This window comes from Chitinophaga sp. XS-30 (genome assembly GCF_008086345.1).
In the GTDB taxonomy this organism is placed as follows: domain Bacteria; phylum Bacteroidota; class Bacteroidia; order Chitinophagales; family Chitinophagaceae; genus Chitinophaga.
Map to the genome: position 1 here is coordinate 2,311,530 of NZ_CP043006.1, position 24,871 is coordinate 2,336,400.

At 51.8% G+C, this 24,871-nt stretch carries 22 protein-coding genes; 15 read left to right on the forward strand and 7 right to left on the reverse strand.

Annotated elements, in window-relative coordinates; genetic code table 11:
• Positions 1–174: 174 nt before the first annotated feature.
• The 3 genes from FW415_RS09570 to FW415_RS09580 are packed head-to-tail and all read left to right on the forward strand — an operon-like array spanning position 175 to position 6,036.
• Positions 175–3,276: a SusC/RagA family TonB-linked outer membrane protein gene (locus FW415_RS09570; RefSeq protein WP_148384182.1), complete on the forward strand. Its 3,102-nt coding sequence runs from the start codon at positions 175–177 to the stop codon at positions 3,274–3,276.
• 34 nt (positions 3,277–3,310) lie between these two features.
• The gene (locus tag FW415_RS09575; protein ID WP_148384184.1) at positions 3,311–4,789 is read left to right on the forward strand and encodes a SusD/RagB family nutrient-binding outer membrane lipoprotein; all 1,479 of its coding nucleotides are present in this window, start codon (positions 3,311–3,313) and stop codon (positions 4,787–4,789) included.
• Positions 4,790–4,806: 17 nt separating this feature from the next.
• Positions 4,807–6,036 carry an alkaline phosphatase family protein gene (locus tag FW415_RS09580; protein ID WP_148384186.1) on the forward strand — a complete coding sequence of 410 codons (1,230 nt, stop codon included), beginning with the start codon at positions 4,807–4,809 and terminating at the stop codon, positions 6,034–6,036.
• A 103-nt stretch (positions 6,037–6,139) separates the two neighbouring features.
• Here the strand turns inward: FW415_RS09580 and FW415_RS09585 are convergent, their stop codons facing one another.
• The gene (locus tag FW415_RS09585) at positions 6,140–7,063 is read right to left on the reverse strand and encodes an AraC family transcriptional regulator (protein WP_148384188.1); all 924 of its coding nucleotides are present in this window, start codon (positions 7,061–7,063) and stop codon (positions 6,140–6,142) included.
• A gap of 138 nt (positions 7,064–7,201) precedes the next feature.
• Positions 7,202–7,729, reverse strand: a complete 528-nt coding sequence (locus FW415_RS09590; protein WP_148384190.1) for a hypothetical protein — start codon at positions 7,727–7,729, stop codon at positions 7,202–7,204.
• A gap of 151 nt (positions 7,730–7,880) precedes the next feature.
• Here FW415_RS09590 and FW415_RS09595 point away from each other — a divergent pair, with 151 nt between their 5' ends.
• The gene (locus FW415_RS09595) at positions 7,881–10,322 is read left to right on the forward strand and encodes a TonB-dependent receptor (protein ID WP_148384192.1); all 2,442 of its coding nucleotides are present in this window, start codon (positions 7,881–7,883) and stop codon (positions 10,320–10,322) included.
• 34 nt (positions 10,323–10,356) lie between these two features.
• Entirely contained in the window at positions 10,357–11,505 is a 1,149-nt protein-coding gene (locus FW415_RS09600; protein WP_148384194.1) for a PepSY domain-containing protein, read from the forward strand.
• A 153-nt stretch (positions 11,506–11,658) separates the two neighbouring features.
• Here the strand turns inward: FW415_RS09600 and FW415_RS09605 are convergent, their stop codons facing one another.
• Genes FW415_RS09605 through FW415_RS09615 form a run of 3 tightly spaced genes read right to left on the reverse strand, consistent with a single transcriptional unit; the run spans position 11,659 to position 15,461 of the window.
• The gene (locus FW415_RS09605; protein WP_148384196.1) at positions 11,659–12,441 is read right to left on the reverse strand and encodes an HmuY family protein; all 783 of its coding nucleotides are present in this window, start codon (positions 12,439–12,441) and stop codon (positions 11,659–11,661) included.
• Positions 12,442–13,125, reverse strand: a complete 684-nt coding sequence (locus FW415_RS09610; RefSeq protein ID WP_148384198.1) for an HmuY family protein — start codon at positions 13,123–13,125, stop codon at positions 12,442–12,444. It lies immediately after the preceding gene.
• Positions 13,122–15,461: a TonB-dependent receptor gene (locus FW415_RS09615; RefSeq protein WP_148384201.1), complete on the reverse strand. Its 2,340-nt coding sequence runs from the start codon at positions 15,459–15,461 to the stop codon at positions 13,122–13,124. The genes FW415_RS09610 and FW415_RS09615 overlap by 4 nt, the downstream gene beginning before the upstream one ends.
• A 248-nt stretch (positions 15,462–15,709) precedes the next feature.
• On the opposite strand from FW415_RS09615, the gene FW415_RS09620 reads away from it, so the two are divergent.
• The 3 genes from FW415_RS09620 (at position 15,710) to FW415_RS09630 (ending at position 17,163) form a co-directional block, all read left to right on the forward strand.
• On the forward strand, positions 15,710–16,639 hold the full coding sequence (locus FW415_RS09620) for a helix-turn-helix domain-containing protein (protein ID WP_168208747.1): 930 nt from the start codon (positions 15,710–15,712) through the stop codon (positions 16,637–16,639).
• A gap of 76 nt (positions 16,640–16,715) precedes the next feature.
• On the forward strand, positions 16,716–16,910 hold the full coding sequence (locus FW415_RS09625) for a hypothetical protein (protein WP_148384205.1): 195 nt from the start codon (positions 16,716–16,718) through the stop codon (positions 16,908–16,910).
• A 1-nt stretch (position 16,911) separates the two neighbouring features.
• Complete coding sequence (locus FW415_RS09630) at positions 16,912–17,163, forward strand: type II toxin-antitoxin system RelE/ParE family toxin (protein ID WP_148384207.1); 252 nt, start codon at positions 16,912–16,914, stop codon at positions 17,161–17,163.
• A 40-nt stretch (positions 17,164–17,203) separates the two neighbouring features.
• On the opposite strand, the gene FW415_RS09635 is transcribed toward FW415_RS09630, so the two are convergent.
• The gene (locus tag FW415_RS09635) at positions 17,204–18,040 is read right to left on the reverse strand and encodes a DUF1080 domain-containing protein (RefSeq protein ID WP_246858990.1); all 837 of its coding nucleotides are present in this window, start codon (positions 18,038–18,040) and stop codon (positions 17,204–17,206) included.
• 33 nt (positions 18,041–18,073) lie between these two features.
• Complete coding sequence (locus FW415_RS09640; RefSeq protein WP_246858991.1) at positions 18,074–18,748, reverse strand: M15 family metallopeptidase; 675 nt, start codon at positions 18,746–18,748, stop codon at positions 18,074–18,076.
• 115 nt (positions 18,749–18,863) lie between these two features.
• On the opposite strand from FW415_RS09640, the gene FW415_RS09645 reads away from it, so the two are divergent.
• The 7 genes from FW415_RS09645 to fucP all read left to right on the forward strand — a co-directional run bounded on the left by FW415_RS09645 (position 18,864) and on the right by fucP (position 24,818).
• The gene (locus FW415_RS09645; RefSeq protein ID WP_246858992.1) at positions 18,864–19,646 is read left to right on the forward strand and encodes an SDR family NAD(P)-dependent oxidoreductase; all 783 of its coding nucleotides are present in this window, start codon (positions 18,864–18,866) and stop codon (positions 19,644–19,646) included.
• Positions 19,647–20,384, forward strand: coding sequence for a hypothetical protein (locus tag FW415_RS09650; protein ID WP_148384211.1), 738 nt, complete (start codon positions 19,647–19,649; stop codon positions 20,382–20,384).
• A gap of 299 nt (positions 20,385–20,683) precedes the next feature.
• Entirely contained in the window at positions 20,684–21,538 is an 855-nt protein-coding gene (locus tag FW415_RS09655) for a fumarylacetoacetate hydrolase family protein (RefSeq protein ID WP_148384213.1), read from the forward strand.
• Positions 21,539–21,545: 7 nt separating this feature from the next.
• The gene (locus FW415_RS09660; protein WP_148384215.1) at positions 21,546–21,875 is read left to right on the forward strand and encodes an L-rhamnose mutarotase; all 330 of its coding nucleotides are present in this window, start codon (positions 21,546–21,548) and stop codon (positions 21,873–21,875) included.
• Positions 21,872–22,702, forward strand: coding sequence for an amidohydrolase (locus FW415_RS09665; RefSeq protein ID WP_148384217.1), 831 nt, complete (start codon positions 21,872–21,874; stop codon positions 22,700–22,702). Before FW415_RS09660 ends, FW415_RS09665 begins: the two co-directional genes overlap by 4 nt.
• A gap of 9 nt (positions 22,703–22,711) precedes the next feature.
• A complete protein-coding gene (locus FW415_RS09670; RefSeq protein WP_148384219.1) occupies positions 22,712–23,494 on the forward strand; it encodes an SDR family oxidoreductase in 783 nt (260 codons plus the stop codon).
• A 31-nt stretch (positions 23,495–23,525) separates the two neighbouring features.
• Complete coding sequence (gene fucP, locus FW415_RS09675; protein ID WP_148384221.1) at positions 23,526–24,818, forward strand: L-fucose:H+ symporter permease; 1,293 nt, start codon at positions 23,526–23,528, stop codon at positions 24,816–24,818.
• The last annotated feature ends 53 nt before the right edge of the window (positions 24,819–24,871 follow it).

Consider the following 24,871-nt stretch of genomic DNA (forward strand, 5'->3'; position numbering starts at 1 on the left):
TTCATGCAAAGTTCATATTAACTAATTGTAAAGATTACGTTATGAAAATAAAAATTAATTGAATGAATGTTCAATTAATTTTTATACTTTGATCTAAATACCCATTTTTACGTTAGGAAAAAAACAGCACTTTTTAATAAGCATTCCTATTTATTAACAACCAGGTCAATTTTTATGAAAACAACATCTTTGCTCATTCTTTCATTGCTGTTGCAGGTGGTGGCATTCGCACAGAATGTTACCGTAACAGGCACGGTACGTTCGACCAGTGATAATACTCCGCTGATCGGCGTATCGATCTCGGTGAGTGGCACCAACCGGGGGACCACCACTAATGTGAATGGTAAGTATTCCCTCTCCGTTTCGGGGGATGCCGTGCTCGTATTTTCTTTTCTGGGGCATGTCACCCAACAGGTATCGGTCAATGGCCGGACGAACATCGACATTGCGCTGCAGCCCGGCGGCAGCGATCTGGCCGAAGTGGTGGTGGTCACGGCACTCGGCATCAAGAAGCAGCAGAAGGCCCTGGGTTACGCCGTACAGGAAGTGAGCGGCGAAACGATGGCGAAAACCAAAACACCAACAGCATTGAGCGCTTTGACCGGTAAAGTGGCCGGCCTGAACATTAACAATACTACCGACCTTTTCCGCAATCCCGGCATATCGCTCAGGGGCAGGTCACCGCTGATCGTTATAGATGGCATACCTGACCCTGACGCAGATCCTTACAAACTGAATGCGGACGACATTGAAAGCATCAGCGTGTTGAAAGGCACTGCCGCGGGGGCCTTGTACGGCGCTATGGGGGTGAACGGTGCGATCCTGTACACGACCAAAAAGGGGAACAAAGGAAAATTGCTGGTAGAGGTCAACTCGTCTACCATGTTCCAGCCCGGCTATACCGTTATTCCCGAAGTGCAGACGGTGTACGGGGGCGGAGACCAGGGCAGGTATGCCTATGTGAACGGTTCCGGCGGCGGCACGGAAGGCGGTGGCTGGATATGGGGACCGAAGCTGGACCAGCCGGACCCTTCTACGCCCAGCGGCTTTTATGAAACCACGCAGTACGACAGCCCTATCGATCCCAACACAGGTCAGCGTATAAAAACGCCCTGGGTGTCGAGAGGCCGCAACAATATCAGGAACTTTTTCAGGACCGGCCTTTTATCGACCAATAGCGTTTCCGCTTCCCTCGGTACGGACAAAGGTTCCTTCCGGGTGTCTGCCAGCCATATTTTTCAAAAAGGCGTGGTGCCGAATACCGAGCTGAATAACTCTTCGTTCTCTATTGGCGGTAATTACGCGCTGTCTCCCAGGCTGACCATGGATGCCAAACTGACCTACAATAGGGAATACTCCGATAACTATCCCACTGTAGGATACGGCCCGCCCAACTACCTGTACAACCTGATCCTCTGGATAGGGCCGGACATCGATATCCGCGACCTCGAAAACTACTGGATGCCCGGACGGGAAGGTTTGCAGCAGCGCAACTATAATCTCTCCTGGTACAACAACCCGCATTTTGTGGCCAACGAGCTGCTGAACGGTTATAAACGGAGCAACAGTTTCGGGCAGGTGACTTTCGACTACGAAATTGCAGACAATTTTACGGTCAAGTTCCGGAACGGGTTTAACCAGCATTCTACCAACTCGGAACTGCGCGAGCCTAACAGTTATATTGCGTACAGCTACATTTCAAGAGGCAACTATTCAACCGATGTGTCTAACTACTTCGATATCAATTCTGACCTGATCCTGAACTATAACCACCAGTTTGGCAAGGCGCTCAAACTAAGCGTAACGGCAGGCGGCGCCAACAACTACAGAAGGTTTGAGTCGGCATACACCACTACGGACGGGTTGACGATCCCCGGGTTCTATGCCATCAGCAATACCATCAATCCCCTCAAAGGCTCCAACGCGTTGCGTGAGCGGAGAACGGCGTCAGCTTACGGTATGCTGGATATTGAAACTTTGGGTTTCCTGTATCTGTCGCTTACCGGGCGTTATGACAAAACTTCCACTTTGCCTGTCAGGAATAACGGCTATTTCTATCCTTCGGCAGGTGTGTCCGCAGTGCTGTCTGATGTGCTGAAACTGCCCGCGCCGGTCTCTTTCCTGAAAGTACGCGGTTCCTGGGCCAAAGTGAATACAGGGTTTATCAATTCCAATAATCCCTATGCGCACATTACCACCTATGGGATAGGCGCCAAGTGGAACAATGTTCCTTCACTCAACTGGCCCACCACATTCATATCGCCGGACCTTGTCCCGGAAACGGTACAGTCGGCAGAGTACGGTATCGCTGCCGGCTTCTTCCGGAACAGGCTTAATGTGGATGCAACTTATTTCAGGAACAAGGATTATAACAACTTTGCGAATGTAACCCTTTCCCAGGCCAGCGGTTATACCAGCATTTTAAAGAATGCGAATGTTTATCTGCGGAAAGGATGGGAGTTCATGGTTCATGGAACACCTGTCACGGGCAAAGACTTTAAATGGGATGCGGCGATCAACTTCAGCAGCGTGCATCGCTGGCTGAAAGAGTCTACCGATAATCCCGATGGTTACCTCGGGCTCGTGAAAGAGGGGCAACGTACGGACCGGATCTATATTACAGAAAGCCGCGCTCCTGACGGTCAGGCCATCTACAACTCCAACGGCATGCAGGCTTATACGCCCGTGGGCCAGTATTTCGGGCATAGAGATGCCGACTGGATCTACGGCGTGCAAAACACCTTCAAATACAAGAACCTTTCGCTCAGCTTTTCTTTCGATGGCCGCCTGGGCGGATTGATCTACTCTACCACCAACCAGAAAATGTGGTGGGGCGGTACCGCCAAAGGAACGGTGACCTCTTACCGCGATGATGCGAATGCCGGCCAGAGCACTTATGTAGGGCCGGGTGTGGTGGTAACCGGGGGCAGCGTAGAATACGACGCATATGGCAATATCACTTCCGATACCCGCAAGTTTGCTCCCAACACCACTGCCGTGAACTACATCAGTTTCATGCAAACCACCAGCGGCGGCATGCTGAACAACTATCACTATTACAGTGGTACCTACCTGAAAATGCGTGAACTGGTGTTAACGTATGACCTTCCGGGCAGATGGATCAACGGCCGTTTCAACAGCGCTTCCGTGTCATTCATCGGTAACAACCTGTTCATCCTGTCAAAGATGCCGAACGTAGATCCTGATGCGGAAAGCGACAACCTGCAAACGCCGTCCATGCGCTCCTTAGGGTTCAACATCAACCTGAAGTTCTAATCAGTTGCATTCACATTTACTAAACGTTAAGAAGATGAAACGACATACATTATTGTTCCTGTTACTGGTCGCCGCTTTTGCCTCGTGCAAAAAGTTCGAGGACTTCCAGATCAATCCGAACAACCCTACCATAGCAGACCCTTCGTTATTGCTGCCGGCTATTGAAAGGACCGCTTTTTCCACCATATCGGCAGATGCCGCCCTGGCTTCCAGGTACCTGGTGTACACGCAGAGCGTGAGCAATTCCCAGTATTACGGCTGGCAACGCAGTGGCATGGGGTATGGCAACATCAGCCAGGTGGTAAAAATGGAACAGGAGGCCGCCCGTACGGGCAAGAAGAACTACCGGTACATCGGCAAGTTCCTGACCTCTTATTTCATTGTGGCCATGACGCAAACCTTTGGTGACATTCCTTATTCCACCATGATGCAGTCCATCCGGTTCAACAATGTGACGGATACCAATGCCATCAGGCCGGCTTACGACAAGCAGCAGGATGTTTACAAGGGCGTGCTGGACGAGCTCAAAATTGCCAGTGATTCCCTGTCTGCCACAGAGGTGGCCATATCGGGAGACCTCGTATATGCCGGCAATATCGAAAAATGGAAAAAGCTGATCAATTCTTTCACCCTGCGGGTGCTGATGAGCCTTTCGAAAAAAGAAGGAGATGCCGTATTGAATATCCGGCAGCGGTTCAACGAGATCGTATCCGATCCCGTCAAATATCCTCTACTCGCGTCCAACGCAGATAACGGGCGGCTGCCTTACTATGACATCACCGGCAACCAGTATCCTTATTTCAATAATAATTCCATGAAAACGGATTATTACCTGGATAGCACCTTCGTAGATATTTTGCAGGAGCTGCAGGATCCGCGTTTGTTTGTTTTTGGCAAACCGATGCCTTCCTCCAGCCTTCCCGCAACAGATTTTGATGCCTACGATGGCCTCAGGGGCAGCGCCTCCCTGGCACAGAATACCACAAAAAGAGGGGCGGGTAACGCTTCCCAGATCCATGACCGGTATTCCTACCAGGCCACCAATGAACCCAGCGTATTGATGAGCTATGCCGAATTGCAGTTCATACTGGCAGAAGCGGCAGCCCGCGGATGGATCACAGGCGATGCGGATGCATATTACAAGAACGGTATCAGGGCTTCCCTGGAGTTCTCCAATTTCAACAATACATACGCCACTGCGGATATCAACGATTATCTTGCCCGGCCTGTTGTATCTTTGCAACCCGGCAGCGAGATCCGGCAGATCATCACCCAGAAGTACATCAGCATGTTCATGAATACCGGCTGGCAGCCATTTTATGAACAAAGGCGTACAGGGTTCCCCGCTTTCGATGTCACCGGGTCAGGTATCCTGAACGGCGGTGCGGTGCCCAAACGCTGGATGTATCCCAACGATGAATTCGTCAACAACCGGGTAAACGTGGAAAATGCTGTGAAAAGCCAGTATCCGGGCGGGGATAATATCAACGGCGTAATGTGGATCTTGCAATAACAAAACATATTCTGAGCATGATAAAGAAAGGCTTTTTTATAGCGGTATGCTTTTCCTGTGTAACAGGATTGCAGGCACAAAAGACAAAGAAGGCTGTATTTGTGATCGTAGATGGCATTGCAGCGGATGTGATCGAGCAGCAGCCCACGCCTCACCTGGACAAAATCGCGTCGGCGGGTGGTTATACACGGGCGTATGTCGGTGGCGAGAAAGGCGGCTATTCCCAAACACCCACTATTTCCGCAGTGGGCTATAATAGCCTGCTGACCGGAACCTGGGTCAATAAACACAATGTTTGGGACAATGATATCGCTGCTCCTGATTACGATTACTGGACCATTTTCCGCTTCTTCAAAGAACAATTCCCGCAAAAGAAAGCGGCCATTTTTTCCAGCTGGCTGGATAACCGCACCAAGCTGATCGGCGAAGGCCTGCCGGCCACCGGTAATCTTCAACTGGATTATCATTTTGATGGCCTTGAACTGGATACGTTGAAGTATCCGCATGACAGAAAAAAGGAGTACATGCACCTTATCGATGAAGCGGTGACAGACGAGGCGGCCCGCTACATCCGGCAGGAAGCGCCGGACCTCTCCTGGGTGTACCTTGAGTACACCGATGATATGGGCCACCGGTTTGGCGACGGCCCGGAGTACTTCCGCGCTGTAAACCTGATGGACCAGCAAATGGGCCGGCTGTGGGAGGCTATTCAATACCGGGAGAAGCATTTTAAAGAAGACTGGGTGATCTATATCACCACCGACCACGGTCGGGACAGCGCCACCGGCAAGCATCACGGCGGCCAGTCAGACCGGGAGCGCAGTACCTGGATCGTTACCAATGCGAAGCATCTGAACAATTACTTCAAAACCGGCCGTCCGGGTATAGTAGATATTATGCCTTCCATCGCCAGTTTTCTGGGCGTTCAGATACCCAGGGAGCAGCTGATGGAAGTGGACGGCATACCGCTGACCGGTGCTGTAGCCGCTACCCACCCCAACGCCAGGCTGGAAAACGGGCAAATCAAAATAACCTGGAAAGCAACCGGCCGGAAAGGGAACGCCAAAATATGGCTGTCCACTGCCAACCAGTTTAAGGAAGGCGGCCGGGACCAATATGTGCTGAAAGCTACGGTGCCTGTTGGTAAAGAAGAAGCGCTCATTGATGCGGGAGGGGTTTCCGGCTTCTATAAGGTCGTAATAGAAACACCGGATAATTTCCTCAACCGGTGGATCGTGGTAAAGTAATTGCAACAGTTATTGGAAAGGGGCTGCCAACGGTTTGGCAGCCCCTTTTTTATACGCTTCAGCGGGTTTGTCAATCCTGCAAGCATTTGCAGGCAGGTCAACGTCACCGCGCACTGATCATCTGGTAAGCCTTCGGCGTGATCCCCTCTATCTTCTTGAACGTCCGGATAAAATAATTCGCATCACTGAACCCGCACTCGGCACTCACCTTGTTCACACTGTTGGCCGGATCGGCCAGCATCCTTTTGGCCATGTTCACCCGTTCCCGGTTGATGTATTCCAGCGGGGTGATCCCGAACTGGTCTTTGAACCATTTGAAGAACATGTTCCGGCTCAGATATGCTTTGCGGCTGAGCGCATCCACTGCGATCTTTTCGGTGAGGTGTTCATGGATGTATTGCAGAATAAAATGCTGACGGCTCTGGTTGCCGGAAACCCCGGTTTCCTGGATGACCTGTTGCAGGTGCTGGCTCTGTATCAGCCGGATGAGCAATTCTTTCAGATTCAGATCTGCAAAGATATTCTTGTCGCTGCCGGAACTGCTGCAGATGCGGATCAGCTTGTTGATCAGGCCGCTGACTTCGGTATCGTTCTCGAAATGATACTGATTGAATTGCAGCTTCCAGTTGTGCTGCTCATCTGCGGCATTGTAGTAATTGTTGAGATAGTCCACCGTCTGATGGATATAACCGGCATCTACAGCCAGGGCTATGCATTGTGTGGGATTTTCCAGCTTCGCTTCAGGAAAATCGATGATCATGGTCTCATTAGCGGGAACGATCACGGTTTCGCCGGGGAGGTAATCGAATGCCGGTTTGTCGAAAAGGTGCATCACCTTTTTACCGCGTACCATGCTGGTGATCACCAGGTCGTTAAATGCCAGCGGAATGTGGTAAGCCTGCTGATAACTTTCAAATACATTCAGCTCGCAGTTGTTCAGGTTGAACACACGGCGGTTCTCCACCAGCGTCTGCAAATGCTCCGGGTGGGTAAGGTCGATCTTCTTCAGTTGGTTTCTGCCTCCCATGACCCTTACAATTTAAACCTATTTTGCCGATCCGGGAAAACAGGAGGTACGATCGTGCTAAAAAAAGAGACGAAAGTGGTCTGGAAATGAGCGTTTGTGAGTTTTTTTGGTTAAATGCTGATATGCGCCGTCATACTTTTAATTGTAGCTGATGTCCGCGATCTCCGCGATCTCCTTCGCCAGTAAAGCCTCTGTATAAGCGTCTTTGATATGGATAATGTAGTAAGAAAGGAAAGCGGCAACCAGGTTGATGCCGACGAATGCATGCAACTCGTTGGTGGCGAACTGAATCATAAAACTGGATGGCTCTAACCCGATATGAAAGTTCATTGGCGGTTCCCATTTGACGGCGATCGAAACCCCCGAAATGAATTTGAACATGTAACCCATCAACCCGAAATGCACCGTCTGCACCAATTGGTTAACAAAGGAAAAAGACAACCCTTTTACCGGATTTTTCAGGAGCTTGGTACCACAATAAATGGAAAATGCATACAGGAGTGCAATGAACAGCATCAGGACCGCCAGGCTTGCATTCCATATCATTGTAAAATTGCATACCCAGGCAAGTACAACCAATCCTGTTATGCCGCCGATCACCTGGTACCAGGCAAGGGCCTTAAAGATCCTGTTTAACCGGGAAAGTTGCTTCTGTTCCTTTTGCATAGGGAGTATTTCTCGCTAATATCATGATTTTTTATGTATGAAACCGGGGCATTTTTTTCCGCATTGCGTAAATTAATTTCCGTTTACGATATGGCCCCCGGCACCGGTCTGCCGACCTTTGCAGCCGGAATTTCAACTAAAATCCTCCTGCATGCGAAAATTATTGATTGTCCTGCTGGCCCTCTGCGCCGGCAGCTCCTATGGCCAGTCCGTTGTAAAAGGTACGGTAAAAGACCAGGAGAACAACCTGGTGCCCGGTGTAAGTGTTATGCTCGGAAAAGGAAAAAATACGATCACGAACGGTTCCGGACAGTTTATACTGAACGATCTCCAGCCCGGAAAATATACCATCAGGTTCACTTTTGTCGGCTATGAGCCGTCCTCCCGTATTATCGACCTTAAAGCCGGCGAAACGAGGGTGGTGGATATTATGCTGACCTCTTCGGCAGAGCAGCTGCAATCCGTCGAGATCACCGGCCGTAAGGAGTCGGGGTACAAGAACACCAATTCTTTCATCGGCACAAAAACAGCTACGGCATTGAAAGATGTGCCGCAATCCATCAGCTATGTGACCAAGGAAATGATGGCCGACCTCCAGGTCATGCGCATTGGCGAAGCGGTAAAATATATGAGTGGAGTGAACCAGTTCAGCTCGTATGACGATTTTACCATCCGGGGTTTCCGCACGCAGAACAATTCTTCGGTACAATTGCTGAACGGCCTGAGAACGATCACCGGTTTCTGGAAGCAGCCGCTGACCAATTACCTAGAAAGGGTGGAAGTGATCAAAGGTCCCGCTGCCGCATTATTTGGCAACAGCTCTCCCGGCGGCGTGATCAACCGCGTTACCAAGAAACCGCTGAAAGATCACCGGCAGAGCCTCAGCTTCACTACCGGCAGCTACAATACTTTCCGCACCCTGGCGGATTTTACCGGGCCTTTGAATGATTCAAAAACCCTGCTGTACCGTATGAACCTGGGGTATGAGAACTCGCAGAGCTTCCGCGATCTGCAATTCGACAAGAACTTCATCGTGGCGCCGTCCATCTCTTTTATCCCGAACGATAAAACTCAGGTGAACTTCGACATGGTGTACAACAGAAGCATGAGCCGCCTCGACCGCGGGCAGGCGGTATTCGATAACAATGATATCTATTCCACGTCCATTTCCAAGAGCATCAATGCGGTGAATGATTATCTGAACGAAGATAACCTGATGATCACCACTTCGCTGACACACAAGTTCTCGGACAAGGTGCAGTTCAATATCGCTTACCTGAAAACGGCCTGGGAAGAGGATCTGCTGGAGCACCGCTCCGCCAACACCTACGCGAAAGACAGCGCCGGCAATAACATTCCCACGCTGGTGGAAATGCAGGTGTTCGACAGGAACCGCCGGGTGTTCTCCGATAATATTTCCACTTATTTCAATTTTGATGTGAATACCGGCGCGGTAAGCCACAAGCTGCTGGTGGGCTACGACTTTGCACAGTCCAAAACCCCTTGGGGCGGTTCCCAGCTCACAGCCAGGGGGTACCGCAACAGTACGAATACCGGCGCCGGTACATATAATGCTGCCCTGCCCGGCCAGTTCATGTATGAAACCGTGAACGGTGTAAAACGTCCGGTGCCTAACGTGCCGCATGTGGACCTGACGGCTGTCAGCCCTTACCAGCTGTACGACATGAGCAAGTATTTTTATACCAAGACCGCTTATGATCCGGCGCTGTCCGCTTCCCATGGGCTCTACGTGCAGGACCAGATCAAACTGGGCAAATTCCAGGCCCTGCTCGGCCTCCGGTATGATGCTTACCGCGACTGGCTGAATTACGAAAAGCCGACGGAAGAGGTGGTCAAGCAGGATGCCATCATTCCCAGGCTAGGCCTCGTATATTCCGTGACGAAGGATATCAATGTGTATGCTACCTATTCAAAAGGATATAATCCCCAGACTTCCGTGAGCATGACAAACCCCGATGCCGGCGGGCCTTTTGATCCCATCAACAGCAACCTGATAGAAGTAGGCGCCAAGGGAGATTTCTTCAAGGACAGGTTATCCGCCACGGTATCTGTGTACCGCATTCAGCAGGAGAATATGCTGATCAATGCGCAGGAAAGCGGAAAGCCTGACCTGTTGCGCGAGATCGACATCGAATCAAAAGGTGTGGAACTGGATATCAAAGGGCAGATCACGGCCGACTGGTACATTATCATGGCCTATGCCTATAATGATATTCCCATCAAAGCCAGCGAGAGGGCCCCGGAAGTGGGCAGGCAGTCATTCGGCGCACCGAAGCACCAGGGTTCTTTCTGGACGAAGTATTCCTTCAGCAGCGGAGTATTGCGGGGCATCGGCATCGGTGCGGGCGGCAACTTCGTTACCGAACGCTTCATGAGCCTGAACGTGAACCAGGTATTGCCGGCTTACCAGCTGGTCAACGCCGCCGTGTACTACCGGATCGACAAGTTCCAGATACAGTTCAACCTGAACAATGTAATGAACAAAACGCACTGGGTGGGCGGATATGATTATCTTCGCCTGTTCCCGGGAGCGCCGCGGAACTGGCTGACATCCGTAGCGTACACGTTTTGATGCGCATCCCGGATATTCACGCGAATACATTTTAATGACCGTTAAAAACATCATACGACAACTACATTTATGGCTGGGGCTTGTCTCCGGCCTTGTAGTTTTCGTGGTAACCCTCTCCGGCGCCATCCTGGTATTTGAAGATGAGATAGAGCACCTTGCCAGCCGGGAACTTTACTTTGTAACGCCCGGCCATGCCCGCCTGCCGCTGGACAGCCTGAAGCAGCAGGCGCAAAGCTTCGATCCTGCCATCAGCCTCACCCGTGTGGAAACAGCGCCGCACGATGCCGCACGCACCGCATTGTTCTATGGAAAAAAAGATAAAACGACTTACCTCATCGCTGTAAACCCTTATACCGGCGCAGTGATCAAAGGCATTCCGGAAGAAACACGTTTCTTCCGCGTGGTGCTCCGCCTGCACCGTTACCTGCTGGCCAATGAAGCGGGGAAAGCGGTCACCGGCGTTAGCTGCCTGATCTTCCTGGTGCTGGTGATCACGGGCATCGTGTTATGGTGGCCCAAACGCTGGAAATACCTGCGGCAACGCACCGCCATCAAATGGAGCGGTTCATTTAAAAGAGTGGTGTGGGATGTGCATGCCATTGGTGGTTTTTATGTGCATCTGCTGATCTTCGCCATGGCTTTTACGGGGCTTACCTGGAGCTACAAATGGTTCAACAACGGCATCTTCCAGGTGTTTGACGGCAAACCGATGACACCCTACAAAGTGCCGCCCAATCAGACCATACAACCTGCGGGAAGCGGGTTTTATGAACAGGTGTACCGGCAGGCCAACCGGGAATTGCCTTACAATGGCAAAATGGTGCTGCATTTTCCTGCGACTGACAGTTTATCCGTTTCCGTTACGAAGGAAAACTATACCGCGAAGATCCCCAACATCGTAGATTTCCTGTATTACGAAAGCGGCTCCGGGCGCCTGCTTGGCAAGCGCTTGTATGATGATCAGTCCACCGGCATGAAAGTGCGCAGGGCAGTCTATCCCATCCATACCGGGAGCATCTTCGGATGGCCGACTAAGGTATTGGCCCTGATCTCCTGCCTTGTAGCGGCCTCGCTGCCGGTAACCGGGCTCCTCATCTGGCTGAAAGGGGCCAAAGGCCGGGAGCCCAAAAAGATAAAGCGCAAAAGGTTCATCTTCCGGAGGGTGCCGCAAACGCCTGTTTGATGTTATCCCGTACCGGGCGGTTTTTCGGGGCGTTTCAGTAAATGCCTGTTTGATGTCCGGAGCATCCCGCACGGGCGGCATCCCGTAGGGTTTTCGCAAACGCCTGTTTGATGCCTGACCATTCCGTACCGGGCGGCCTTCTCCGGAAAATGCTTATTCGATATCCAGGTTCTTGCTGCCGTCCATCTGGATGGCATAAGTGAACGATACATACCCTGGCTTGTCGTCCCGGTCAGGGTCAGCAGGATTATCCTTGTAAATATTTTCGATGATCAGCTTGGCATAATGCCCTTTATGTGTTTTCACGATCATGACACGCGGCATGGTGTACACCACATGTGATTTTTTGGGATTGTCGGGGTACAGGCTGCCGTAAAAATCGTAATGCCCCCAGCCGTCAAAACTGTTCTGGAAATGGTCCAGCCCGATATCCCGCGTAAAGAATTTGCTATCCTCCACCGGCACCGTTTTTACGGCGTCGAATGCTACCGGGAAAAGGGATTGGGGGATAGGCAGGGTATGGGGTTTCAGGTTGATGGTATCGTAGTATTGTGCATCGAATTTCCGGTCCACCACCAGGTAAAGCCTGGCTTTACCCGGTCCCCCGTAGCCCGGAGAGCCTTGTGCCGTGCCGTTGTTGGGGAATACGCTGCTGTTGTAGATGCCGTAGAACACAATGTCCCAGTTGCCCGTTTGCCGTTGCGATGCGGGGATCACGCGGTTTTCTTCAAGACTGTAGTACAGGGATACTGCATCACCGGAAGAGGTAGCGTTGGTGTCCGCCACCAGGTTTACAACGCGGTAAACGCCTGTGGCAACGCTGTTACCGGGATCAGGCCCGGGATCTTCCGGCGCCGGATCATTGTCTTTCGAGCATGCTGTGGCTACAAGGGCCAGGAGGGCGAAGAACGCCGCGTTTCTTATGTTGATCATCATTTACTTTGTTTTAAGGTTACGGGAGCCGTCCTCCTGTACAAAATAGCGGAAGGTGAGGTATGGCGCCGGCCAGAAGAGATCGGTCACCACCGGCGGGTTGCCTTTGTAGATATTCAGCAGCTCCAGTTTGGCGTATTTGCCCGTGGCTGTACGGAGGATGAAGGTGCGGTTCTTGATCGGCACGCAGATGTGGTTCTGCAGGCTGTAGAAGAACCAGCCGTACCCGTTGCCGGAATCCCAGCCTGTTCCGCCTCTGCCTTCCGCCTCAAACACCTCGTCAGCCGGTGCTTCGGTCACCTGGTCGTAAGGTTGCTCTACAGATATCATCGTACCTTTTCCCGGGCCGCCCATGCCCGGAGTGCCGGGGAACTGGCCGTTCACCGTAACGTAGGAATTGTATTCTTTCGAGAAGGCAATATCCCAATCTGTTTGCTGAAAGTATGCCGCCGTGTCTTCCGCTGTTTTGATGAAGCGGTGCTGTTTTGTGGACATGGAGAACAGCACGGTATAGAACGGCCGTTTTTCCTTTCCTTCGGTGTCGCCCATGGAAGCCATGGTATCGCAGGCCAGGTCGTACACCACAACGCTCAGCCCGTCTTCTTTCGGGGGAGGCGTATCTTCTTTGGTACAGGCGGAAAATGCTATGATGGCTGCCAGCAGCAGTCCGGTTGTTTTGATGTTCATGGTTTTGTGGTTTGAGAGAAGCGCCATGTCAGCCCGGCTATCAGCATGCGGCCGGGTTGTGAAGGCATGAGGTAATCCGTGTAATTGAAAATATTATCCACCGTGAATTGCAGGGTGAACTGATCTTTCAGCAGGTTTTTGCGGATGGATGCGCTGCAGAGGAAGTAACCGTTGATGAACACATCATACGGGTCGATGAAACCGTTATCGTCCTGGTCCATAAAGCCGGCTTTGCCGCGGTAATTGCCGCGCAGGGAAACGCCCAGGCCCAGTGGCCGATGCTCGTAAAACACCTGCACATTGGCGCTGTGGCGGCTTCTGTTCGGGAGGTTGAAGTAATCGGACCGCACCGCTTTGCGCAGTCCGCCATCGGCGCGCACGGTGAGGTTGCCGGATTTGATGGAGTCGATGCTGGTTTTATCCTTTGCATCGAGGTATTGGTATCCGGCTACAATGCTCAGCCCGTTCAGCGGTGACCATTTCAACCCGGCCTCCAGGCCCCTGGTGAATGCCCTGTCGAGATTGAAATAGCTGTACAGCGGTTGTGCATTTTTCATGAGACCCACCTGCCGGAAGAATATCTGGTTGCGGATGTCGTTGTAAAAGCCGTTGATGCTGAATTCCGTATTGTCAAACGGTTTCCAGGTGACGCCGAGGTTGAGTGACAGGGAGGTTTCCGGCTGCAGGGGCTTCACCTGGTCCGCGATCGCCCAGAGCTGCTGCACCGTGCCGGTTTGCTGCAATGCCGCCGCTTTCTCCGCAAAGTTGTTCGCGCCGATCACGATATAGCCGGTGGACACATTGGTGAATACCTGGTAAAGCTGCGCAAAGGTCGGTGCCTTGAAACCCTTTCCGGCAGAGAATTTGAAACTGATATTTTTAGATGGATGAAAGCCTGCGCCGATAGTGGGATTTACTTTCCCGCCGAAGATGCTGTTGCCATCGTAGCGCAGCCCGGCGATCAGCTCATATTTTTCCGAAGGTTTGTAATTGGCCTGGGCATAAGCAAAGTAGTTGTACATGCTCGCACTGTCCATCCCCTGGTAGTCTCCGCCTGCGCCGCCGGTGAGGGAGAGTTTGTGGTCATACAGATCACGCGTTGCCTGCAGCTCAAGCCGGTGAATGGATTGTACAAAGCGGTTGGTCTGCAGGTCCTTGCCTGTTTGTAAAATGGTGGCCCGCTGATCGGTGGCGTAGCGGGTAAAATAATACCTGCTCAGCAGGCGGGTGCCGCCGGAGAGTTTGCTGTTCACCGAAGCGCCGAGGTTAAGGTCCGTTTCATCCAGCACATCTTCAAAAGGCTGTGCGCCGTAGTTCCTGTCCATCACCGAATGCCTGCCGGAGAAGCGGCCGCTGAGGTTCAGGGTATGTATGTCGTTGAACTGGTATTTGCTTCTGCCCTGAAAGGTCAGGCTGCTGTAGGGAGGTGCGGTCTGCCCTTCTTTCAGATAAGGCGTGTTCACATTGAAGCCATCCGTGCGGTAATAATTGCCCGAGAGGTATGCGGAGCCTTTGCCTTCCGCAAAAGGCGTTTCACCTTCCAATGTGGCGTCCAGCATGTTATAGGTGCCGTATTGCAGGCTGGCCATGCCCTGGCGGGTATTGATGTGCTGCCGGGTGATGATATTGATCACACCGCCCAGCGCCTCGCAGCCATATAGGCTGCTGGATGCGCCTTTGATGATCTCTATTCTTTCAATATCCGATACGCTGATGCGGGAGAGATCGAAATTGCCGTTGAACCTGCCGTTCATGGGCTGGCCGTTCAGCATGATCATAATGTACTCCGATCCGAAGCCCTGCATCTGTACGCCAACAGAGCGGTTGCCGCTGCCGAGGTCATTCACCACCGCCATGCCCGTCTGCTCCCGCAACACTTCATCCAGCCGCCGGCTGCCCAGCATGGCGATCGTTTTTTTGGTGATGATGGTCACCGGTTGCGCGATCTTTTTGATATCGATGATATCATCATCCTTTTTATAAGTATGCCCGGTGACCGTGGCGCCGGTAAGCTCATGGCTCAACGGAGCAAGCTCCACACGAATATCCTGCGGACGCCCAACTTTCAGTACGATCAGTTGTTGGGAGGACTGGAACCCGATGGAGCTGACCGTAAGGGTATAGGTGCCGGCAGGAATTCCGCCGATCTCAAACCGGCCATCAGCACCGGCCACCACTATTTTTACGGTTTTGTAGTCCGCATCCAGCGCGATGGTAGCCGCGGGGATAGGCGTCTTACCTTCAAGTACAATTCCTTTCAATGCCGCATGCCGTTGCGCGAGGGCAACATGCGAGAAGAAGATCAATACAACGGTCCAGGTCAGTTTATGCAGCATAGCGCTGCAAAATTCCCCCCATTCACTGACCAATAATGGAGAAAATGCAACCTGTGAAGGAAAAACTTTCTTTGCTGACAGGCGGTCTTCCGCATTGCGTAAGAAATATTCCGTTTGTGAGTTGTCATACTAGTGTTTGCTAATTAATATTGTTGTTGTTTTGTTACAATTTCATGACTTTGAGCCCGACATTGACCACATCACCCTTAACCTGTTCGCTGGATATTTATCACAGTGGCCAACAACTTTTGGAAAGGCGCAGGAGCGTCAATGAAAACGGTAATGACGGCTCGTTGTATGAACTGAGCAGTCCGGATGGCATCCGTTTCGGCTATTACAATGTACAGTCGGCAGAAGGCGGGGAAGTGGTGATCAATAACATGCATCCCTTCATGCAACTGAGCTATGCCGTCAGCGGCTCTAAAAGTTATACCATCGATGACGGTAAAAAAGAGTTTGCCACCTTTCAGCAGCAGCAATACAATTATCTTTTTTTCAAAGAAGATCAGATCCGCCTCAGCTGGCAGCCCAACAAACACCTGGAGATATTCGAGCTGGGCCTTAGCCCTGAGTTGTTCGCCAGATGGCTGCCGGAAGATCATCCCTTTTACCCGGTATTTGCCGAGAGCCTGGAGCGGAACGTATCTTCTCCCATGAGCAAGCATAATCTTCCCCTTGCGCCGAAGTTCAGCAACATCCTGTACGACATTCTGCATTGCCCGCTGGAGAACCGGTACAAGCAGTTGTACATCAAGGCAAAAACGGTGGAACTGTTATCCTATCAGCTGGAACATTACGAGCAGTACGCTGGTGAACAGATGAATAATCCTGCGCGGCAATTGCGCAAAGAGGAAATTGAAAGGATGTATATGGCGCGGGAGATCATCGTCAATAATCTGAACAGCCCGTGTTCGCTGATAGACCTGGCCAGCCAGGTAGGCACGAATGAGAATTACCTGAAGAGCCATTTCAAGGCCGTGTTCGGGAATACGGTGTTCGGGTATTTATCGGAGATCAAGATGAACCAGGCGAAAGAGATGCTGCTGGAGGGGAAAAGCGTGTCCGAAGTTTCGGCGCTCACGGGGTATAAACACATTCCGCATTTCAGCCGGGCTTTCAAGAAGCATTTTGGTTTTTCGCCGAATGTGTTGACGAGGAGCAAGGGGCGGGGGGATTGAACGGGGGGCAGCCCGTGTTAAAGTCCACCGTCGCCTTACGCTTACCATAACCGAAAAAATCCTTAATTTCACAATTATGCCCACATTACATGTAAGAAAAATAAAAGGTGACCGGATATCCATGCCGGAAAAAGAGTTCAAAAAGCTGCTGGCTAAAGCAGAGGAGCTGGAGGATATCAAGGCTTTTGACAAGGCCATGAAGAAGATTAATGCAGGGAAGGCCGAATTGGTGCCTTTAGAGCAGGTTTTAAAAGACATGCCGAAGCGCTGATATGTACCAGGTCATATTTGAGAAATCAGCCCAGAAGAAGCTATATAAGCTTCCTGCAGCGATCCGCGACAGGATTATTGCCAAAGTGAAAGCGCTGGTTACAGATCCCCGCCCGCCGGGTTGCAAGAAGCTTATGGGACGGGAGGGTTACCGGATCAGGGTAGGTGACTACCGGGTGATATACCTGATCGAGGATGAGAAGCTGATTGTACTTGTTGTTGATGTAGGGAACCGGAAGGATATCTATGAATGAGACACTATCGATTACCTGCATGGAAGCACAACAGAAAACCCTATCTCCCCTGCAACTCCTTTATCTTCTTTTCCAGTTTCTTTTTATCCTTCATATAAGGCGCCAGGTCAAACAACTCCACTTTCCTGTACTCCACAGGATGGCTTTCACTTTGCAGGGAAATATAACCTTCACTGAGCAGTTTGCCCTGTTGTAATAATGCAGGGTCTGCATTGGAAACATTCCCGCCGCCGATCTGGGGTTTTTCGTACACCAGCACCGTATCTTTCTCTACAATATGTTTGATGATGGAATCCCCAAGCACCAGCACTTCCGCGGTCACCCACTGTTCGCCGTCATAGGTCTTTGATTTTGAATCCACGCAATGCGCGGTGATCAGCTTGTCATTCATCACCACATTGGTGCCGGGTGTGCAGAGATTGGCCGTGCTGCGCTTGCCCCTGCCGGTACCGCCGAGCAACTGCACTTCAATGGAGATGGGGAAGTCCTGATTCACACCCATGGAAGCGGCGGATTGTGAATGGATCATCGCGCCGCTGTTGCGGATCGCCCAGCCGGGGCCGCCGGCCACCTGTTCGCCCACGAAGCGGTATTCCATCACCAGCAGGTAAGCGGAGAACTTCTTTTTATGGAAGATGTGGCCGTATTGTTCATCGAATGCCTTGTAGTTTTCATAAGACACGGCGAGGTTGCCGTTCTGTACCCGGAAAGTGTTGCCGTTGTTGTCATTCAGCTGATGGCCGGTGATCTTGATATCCCAGTCCTTCAGGTCTTTCCCGTTGAAGAGCTGCGTCCATCCCTTTTTTGTTTTTTGAGCGGAGCATGCGCCGCAGATGAGGGCGAGGCCAAGCGTTATACAAAGTTTCATTGTTCTCATGTGGAGCGTTGATTAGGCTGTTAAGCTATGGAATTAATTTAATTCATCAAACCCGATATCCATCAGCGGATATATCTCGGGGTCCGCCAGGTAGTAATGCCACCATTCGGTATCCAGCGCCCTGAACCCGTATGCTTCCATCATGGTGCGCAGCAGCTCGCGGTTTTCGATCACCTCGGGAGCCAGGTCGGGGTAATCATGATGCGCTTTCTCTGTAAAGTTGTCGTAGTCCGTGGGCATGGGCAGCTCCCGGCCTGTTTTGAGATCGATGAGCGTGAGGTCTACCGCTACGCCGCGGTTATGACCGGAGCCTTTTTTGGGATCGGCGGCATACCGGTCGTCCGGCACCACTTCCCACATCTTTTCCGTGACGCGGTAAGGACGGTATCCATCGTAGATCTTCAGTCCCAGTCCCATTGGTTTCAGCGCGGCCTGCAGGCGCAGCAGCGCTTCATAGGCCGGGCGGCGCAGCCATGCCGCGGCAAAGGGGTAGAGCTGTTGCCCGGTAAAATTGGCGGAAGTGGCGTATCTTATATCTAAAGGAATGTCCGTTACCCGCACGAGCTGCATATTGCTGTCAGCCTGTACCAGCTTGTTGTATAGCGCGATGTCGCTGACTACGGGCAGGTCATATTTATTAAGCGGGATTTCCTGTGCAAAAAGGGGAGATGGAAGGCAAAATGCCAGTAAAATGAATATGTTTTTCACAATTTTGATTTATATCGATTTAAAAAATGGTCAAGAAAGTACAAAATCCGGGTAAAAAAGGATAGTAATAGGCCTGATAAATGAGGTATTTTAGAACCTTTAAAATAAACAAAAGATGAGTTTGTTCCAATTAGAGGGTAAAGTGGCCGTTGTTACCGGCGCCGGAAGCGGCATCGGGCAGGCCATAGCACGTTGTTTTGCGGGAGCCGGAGCGGTGGTGCATGTGCTGGAATTGAATGAGGAAGCGGGACAGGGAACGGTGAACGATATTGCCGCCGCAGGCGGAAAGGCATTCATCCATGCGGTGAATGTGGCGGAGCAGGCCAGTGTAAGCGCCGTGATGGAGAAGATCATCGGCGGTGCCGGGCGGCTGGACATCCTCGTGAACTGTGCCGGCATTGCGCATGTAGGCAAGCTGGACACCACGGCGGAAGCGGATTTCGACCGGGTGTACGCCGTGAACGTGAAAGGGACCTATAACTGCATGTATGCGGTGATCGGGCAGATGAAGGCGCAGGGCGGCGGCGTGATCCTCAATATTGCGTCCATCGCTTCCAGCGTGGGCATACCGGACCGGTTCGCCTATTCCATGAGCAAAGGCGCGGTGCTGACGATGACGCTGTCCGTTGCAAAGGATTACCTGGGCGAAGGGATACGCTGCAACTGCATTTCTCCCGCGCGTGTACATACGCCGTTCGTGGACGGGTTCATTGCGAAGAACTATCCCGGCAAGGAAAAGGAGATGTTTGAGAAACTTTCTAAAACACAACCGATCGGGAGGATGGCGAAACCCGAAGAAGTGGGTTATCTTGCACTGTATCTCTGCTCGGATGAAGCAGGGTTTATTACAGGCTGCGATTACCCGATCGACGGCGGTTTCATCAAACTCAACAATTAAATGAAAAAAATTCTGATTCTCTGTGCCACAGCGGCTGTGCTGACGGCCTGCAACAACAGCAAAAAGAAAGATTCCACGGCAAATGCTGACGCCATCACCCCGGCTACTCCGGGAGGAACATTTTCCGTAACATTTTCGGATCGCGACAAAGACACCTCCACCGTGCATTTCACCTTCACGGTAGATTCGCTGAAATATGAAAGGTCGTTCAACGACGTGCCTTTAATGAAGGGGCTCGACGATACTTCCCTGTACCGCATCCTCTGGGATGCACCGAACAGCGTGTGGATCGGTTTTGTGAAAGCCGACCGGGAGACGCGGTACTATCACGGCAGCCAGGACGGCCGCTCGCTGAAGATACTCTGGGTGCCTTCACCCCCGGCGAAGTACTACGAGTATATGGAAAAGAAAATGGGACTGGGCGATGCCATCAGGAATCAGCCGCGCGTGCTCAAATACAAGGAGAACTTCCAGTCCGGCAACATCATTGCGGATTTCATCGTGGAAATACAGCCGGGTAACGCTACGGACGAGGTGAATGTGTATATCGAGTTCGGCGGCGTAACCAGGGTGCTGACGATGCCGGTGCCGGAAGGGGCCAAGCCTTACGTGCAGGCGTATAAGCAGGACCATTGCTTTGCCGGCCTGGAGATAGATGGTGAGCTGGAGGAGTATTTCGAGATAAAGGTAGTGGGTGGCCGTATTGGCGCCCGGCAATTGAAAGCATTTGCGCAATAAGATGATCGGGTCAAGCCCGTTCGCATAAAAAATAAATATTAACAGATGAAACCGAGCATGGTAAGCATTTTCGTACAGGAACATGTTAGTGCGAGGCTCCATCTGGCCCGTAAAAAATAAATATTAACAGATGAAACCGAGCATAGTGAGCATTTTCGGACAGGAACATGTTAGTGTTAGGCTCCATCTGGCCCGTAAAAAATAAATATTAACAGATGAAACCGAGCATAAAAGCATTTTCGTACAGGAACATGTTCGTGCGAGGCTCCATCTGGCCCGTAAAAAATAAATATTAACAGATGAAACTTATCAGGTTCGGATTACCGGGAGAGGAAAAACCTGGCATCATAACAGATGCCGGCATGTTTGATGCAAGCGCTTTTGGAGAGGATTTCGGAGAGCGTTTCTTTGAAACGGAAGGGCTGGACCGTCTGTCCAAATGGTGGGCGGTGAACAGCGGCAATTGTCCGCGTGTACCCGATGACGTGAGACTGGGACCACCGGTGCAGCGCCCTTCCAAGATCATCTGCATCGGTCTGAATTATGCTGACCATGCCCGGGAAACCAATGCCCAGATACCGAAAGAGCCGATCGTGTTCTTCAAATCCACCTCCTCGCTGGTTGGTCCGAATGACAACCTGATCATTCCCCGCAACAGTGAGAAAACCGACTGGGAAGTTGAGCTGGCGGTGGTAATAAGCAAAAAGGCCAGTTATGTAGCGGAGAAAGATGCGATGGACCATGTAGCCGGTTACGCCCTGCATAACGACTACAGCGAACGCGCCTTCCAGCTGGAAAGAGGCGGGCAGTGGGTGAAAGGGAAAAGCAATGACACCTTTGCGCCGCTCGGCCCCTGGCTGGCTACAAAAGAGGAGATCGCGGATATCGATAATCTTCGTTTATGGCTGACCGTGAACGGGAAAAAGATGCAGGACGGCAATACTTCCAACCTCATTTTCAAGATACCCTTCATCGTGTCTTACCTCAGCCAGTTCATGACCCTGCTTCCGGGGGATGTGATCTCCACCGGCACGCCTGCAGGCGTGGGCCTGGGTTTCAACCCGCCGGTGTATCTCAAAGCGGGGGATGTGATAGAATTGGGCATTGAGGGGCTTGGATCATCAAAACAAACCGCCGTAGCCTGGCAGAAATGATAACGCCATGAAGAGATATTGCCTTGCACTCGATCTGAAAGACGATCAGACACTGATTGCGGAATACGAAGCGTATCACCGCAATGTATGGCCGGAGATTCAGGAAAGCATCCGTACCGCAGGGATCACCGCGCTGGAGATCTATCGCGCCGGTAACCGGATGTTCATGATCATGGAAGTGGACGGCAGCTTTTCTTTCGAGCGCAAATCCGCTATGGACGCCGCCAATCCCAAAGTGCAGGAATGGGAAGAACTGATGTGGACATACCAGCAGGCCATACCCGTAGCCAAACCCGGTGAGAAATGGGTGTTAATGGACAAGATATTTACGTTATGACAATAGATGCGCACCAGCATTTCTGGATATTCGATCCTGAACGGGATGCCTGGATCACGGAAGATATGAGCGTTATCCGCAAAAACTTCCTGCCGGCGGACCTTGCGCCGGTGCTGGAAGCGAACGGGATAGACGGATGTGTGGCCGTGCAGGCGGACCAGAGCGAGGCGGAAACGGATTTCTTGTTGCAGCTCGCGGAAGAAAATACCTTCATTAAAGGTGTGGTAGGATGGGTGGACCTCCGGTCGCCTTCCGTGGAAGAGCGGGTACAGCATTATGCACAGTATCCGCTGCTGAGAGGGTTCCGGCATATCGTACAGGGAGAAGCCGATCCGGCGTTTTTGCAAGGGGAAGATTTCTGCCGCGGCATCAAAGCGCTGGCTGCATACGATCTCACGTACGATATCCTCATCTTCCCGCATCAGTTACCTGCGGCTTTGGCGTTCGTACAAAAGTTTCCCGGTCAGCGTTTCGTGATCGATCATCTGGCAAAGCCGTATATCCGTAAAGGTGAAGTGAAAGGATGGGAGGAAGATATCCGCGCAATGGCGCAGCATGATCATGTGTATTGCAAGCTGAGCGGGATGGTAACGGAAGCGGATATGCAAAACTGGAAGCAGGAAGACTTTTCACCCTACCTCGATGTAGCGCTGGAAGCCTTTGGGGCGGACAGGCTGATGTATGGTTCGGACTGGCCGGTATGCCTCCTTGCGGCAGATTACCCTGAAATGAAAAAACTGGTGACGGATCATATCGCGCATTTATCCGCCGCCGAGCAGGCGCAGATCATGGGCGGCAATGCAGCATCATTTTATAAACTCGTTTAAATTCTACATATGGATCTCGGATTACAGGATAAAGTAGTGATCGTCACCGGCGGCGCCAAAGGTATCGGTGAAGCGATCTCGAAACTCATTGCCGCGGAAGGCGGTATTGTGGTGATCGCAGGCCGTAATGCGGCAGATAATGAAAAAACGGTATCGGCTATACGCCAGGCTGGTGGCAAGGCCACCGGCGTTACGGCGGAGCTGGGGAAAGTGGAGGATTGTAAAAAAGTGATCGACGCCACGGTAAAGGAGTATGGGCGGATAGATGCGCTGGTCAATAATGCCGGGGCCAATGACGGCGTAGGGCTGGAAAGCGGTGATCCGGAAAAGTTCATGGCATCGTTGCAGCAAAATCTTTCGCATTACTACAACCTTGCGCATTATGCACTGCCTTACCTGAAAGCGGTAAAAGGCAATATTGTGAACATCGGTTCCAAAGTAGCCACCACCGGTCAAGGCAATACATCCGGTTATGCCGCGTCCAAAGGCGCTATCAATGCATTGACGCGTGAATGGGCGGTGGAGCTACTGCCGTTTTCTGTAAGGGTGAACACGGTGATCCCTGCGGAGGTATGGACGCCGCTGTATGAAACCTGGATACAGTCCCTCCCCAACCCGAAGGAAAAACTGGCATCCATCGTATCCAAAATACCGCTGGAGCAAAGGATGACCACGTCTGAAGAAATCGCCGGGATGACGGTGTTCCTGCTGTCTTCCCGCTCATCCCACACCACCGGCCAGATCGTGTATGTGGATGGCGGTTATACGCATCTCGACCGGTCCATCAGCTGATACATCATCATTCACCTATAAAGCAATCCATATGGCAGGCGGCGCAGCTTCCACGACCACGTACACTTCCGCCGGGAACAAAGCCGGGAAGTATCTATTCCCCTTTATTCTCGTTACCAGCCTGTTCTTTTTGTGGGCGCTGGTGCACAACCTCAGCCCGATATTGATACCGCATCTGAAAAAGGCCTGCCGGCTGACGGACACGCAATCGTCCTTCATCGATTCCGCGATATTCGTGGCTTATTTTCTGCTGGCGCTGCCTGCGGGATATATCATGAAGCGGTTCGGCTTCAAGTCGGGCATCATACTGGGTTTGCTATTGTATGCCATCGGGGCTTTCCTGTTCATTCCCGCCGCCAATTCAGGGCAGTACATGTTCTTCCTGGTGGCGTTGTTCATCATTGCATCAGGATTAACCTTCCTGGAAACGGCCGCCAATCCTTATGTGACCATTCTGGGCAGTCCGGATACCGCTACTTTCCGGCTGAACCTCGCGCAGTGCTTTAACGGGGTGGGTGCATTCATCGGCCCGGTGATCGGTGCAAAGTTCATCCTCTCCGGAACGGAATACACGGAAGCGCAGATGAATGCCATGCCCGCAGCTGAATTGCAGCAGTATCTGGCTACGGAAGCCGCCGCGGTAAAAATGCCTTACATGATCATCGGCATCGTTGTGTTGCTGGTAGCGGTGTTATTCATCTTTACAAAAATGCCCGATGTGAAGGAGGAAGAGAGTGGCGGAAATCCCGCACAGGAAGGCAGTATTTTCAAACACCGGCACCTGATCGCCGCGATCGTTACCCAGTTCTTTTACGTGGGCGCACAGGTAGGTGTCAACGCTTTCTTTATCCGCTTTGCGAAATATGCCGGTGGCATGCCGGAGAAAGATGCCGCTTATCTCCTGGGCGCGGTGGCCGGTCTTGGTTTCATGATCGGGCGGTTCGTAGGCACTTTCCTCATGCGGTTCATGAAGCCGCAGGTGCTGTTATCGCTGTACGCATTATTGAACCTGGTATTGATCGGCATCGCCATGACGGTGAAAGGAGATGTGGCGGTATGGGCCGTGCTGGCCGTTCCGTTCTTTATGTCCATCATGTTCCCGACCATCTTTTCCCTGGGCCTGCAGGGGCTTGGCGGCGGCCATACCAAACTCGGTTCTTCCATGCTGGTGATGGCGATCGTGGGCGGCGCTATCTGTCCCCCGCTGATGGGGCTGATCTCGGATGCATCGAATATCCAGATGGCTTACCTCGTGCCGCTGGTGTGCTTTGCCGTGGTGCTGTGGTTCGGTACGAAAGGATACAAACTGGCGAGAGCGCAGTAAAGGAATACATTCATTTTCAATAGCGAACGCTGTAAGGCCGCAAGGTTTTACAG

Excerpts from the sequence above, each read along its gene's own strand:
- FW415_RS09585 (WP_148384188.1), bottom strand. The coding sequence starts at position 7,063 with ATGGGAGGCAGAAACCAACTGAAGAAGATCGACCTTACCCACCCGGAG.
- FW415_RS09625 (WP_148384205.1), top strand. The coding sequence starts at position 16,716 with ATGCCCACATTACATGTAAGAAAAATAAAAGGTGACCGGATATCCATG.
- FW415_RS09595 (WP_148384192.1), top strand. The coding sequence starts at position 7,881 with ATGCGAAAATTATTGATTGTCCTGCTGGCCCTCTGCGCCGGCAGCTCC.
- FW415_RS09600 (WP_148384194.1), top strand. The coding sequence starts at position 10,357 with ATGACCGTTAAAAACATCATACGACAACTACATTTATGGCTGGGGCTT.
- FW415_RS09655 (WP_148384213.1), top strand. The coding sequence starts at position 20,684 with ATGAAACTTATCAGGTTCGGATTACCGGGAGAGGAAAAACCTGGCATC.
- FW415_RS09630 (WP_148384207.1), top strand. The coding sequence starts at position 16,912 with ATGTACCAGGTCATATTTGAGAAATCAGCCCAGAAGAAGCTATATAAG.
- FW415_RS09615 (WP_148384201.1), bottom strand. The coding sequence starts at position 15,461 with ATGCTGCATAAACTGACCTGGACCGTTGTATTGATCTTCTTCTCGCAT.
- FW415_RS09670 (WP_148384219.1), top strand. The coding sequence starts at position 22,712 with ATGGATCTCGGATTACAGGATAAAGTAGTGATCGTCACCGGCGGCGCC.
- FW415_RS09590 (WP_148384190.1), bottom strand. The coding sequence starts at position 7,729 with ATGCAAAAGGAACAGAAGCAACTTTCCCGGTTAAACAGGATCTTTAAG.
- FW415_RS09665 (WP_148384217.1), top strand. The coding sequence starts at position 21,872 with ATGACAATAGATGCGCACCAGCATTTCTGGATATTCGATCCTGAACGG.
- FW415_RS09580 (WP_148384186.1), top strand. The coding sequence starts at position 4,807 with ATGATAAAGAAAGGCTTTTTTATAGCGGTATGCTTTTCCTGTGTAACA.
- FW415_RS09645 (WP_246858992.1), top strand. The coding sequence starts at position 18,864 with ATGAGTTTGTTCCAATTAGAGGGTAAAGTGGCCGTTGTTACCGGCGCC.
- FW415_RS09610 (WP_148384198.1), bottom strand. The coding sequence starts at position 13,125 with ATGAACATCAAAACAACCGGACTGCTGCTGGCAGCCATCATAGCATTT.
- fucP (WP_148384221.1), top strand. The coding sequence starts at position 23,526 with ATGGCAGGCGGCGCAGCTTCCACGACCACGTACACTTCCGCCGGGAAC.
- FW415_RS09650 (WP_148384211.1), top strand. The coding sequence starts at position 19,647 with ATGAAAAAAATTCTGATTCTCTGTGCCACAGCGGCTGTGCTGACGGCC.
- FW415_RS09635 (WP_246858990.1), bottom strand. The coding sequence starts at position 18,040 with ATGAGAACAATGAAACTTTGTATAACGCTTGGCCTCGCCCTCATCTGC.
- FW415_RS09570 (WP_148384182.1), top strand. The coding sequence starts at position 175 with ATGAAAACAACATCTTTGCTCATTCTTTCATTGCTGTTGCAGGTGGTG.
- FW415_RS09660 (WP_148384215.1), top strand. The coding sequence starts at position 21,546 with ATGAAGAGATATTGCCTTGCACTCGATCTGAAAGACGATCAGACACTG.
- FW415_RS09575 (WP_148384184.1), top strand. The coding sequence starts at position 3,311 with ATGAAACGACATACATTATTGTTCCTGTTACTGGTCGCCGCTTTTGCC.
- FW415_RS09605 (WP_148384196.1), bottom strand. The coding sequence starts at position 12,441 with ATGATGATCAACATAAGAAACGCGGCGTTCTTCGCCCTCCTGGCCCTT.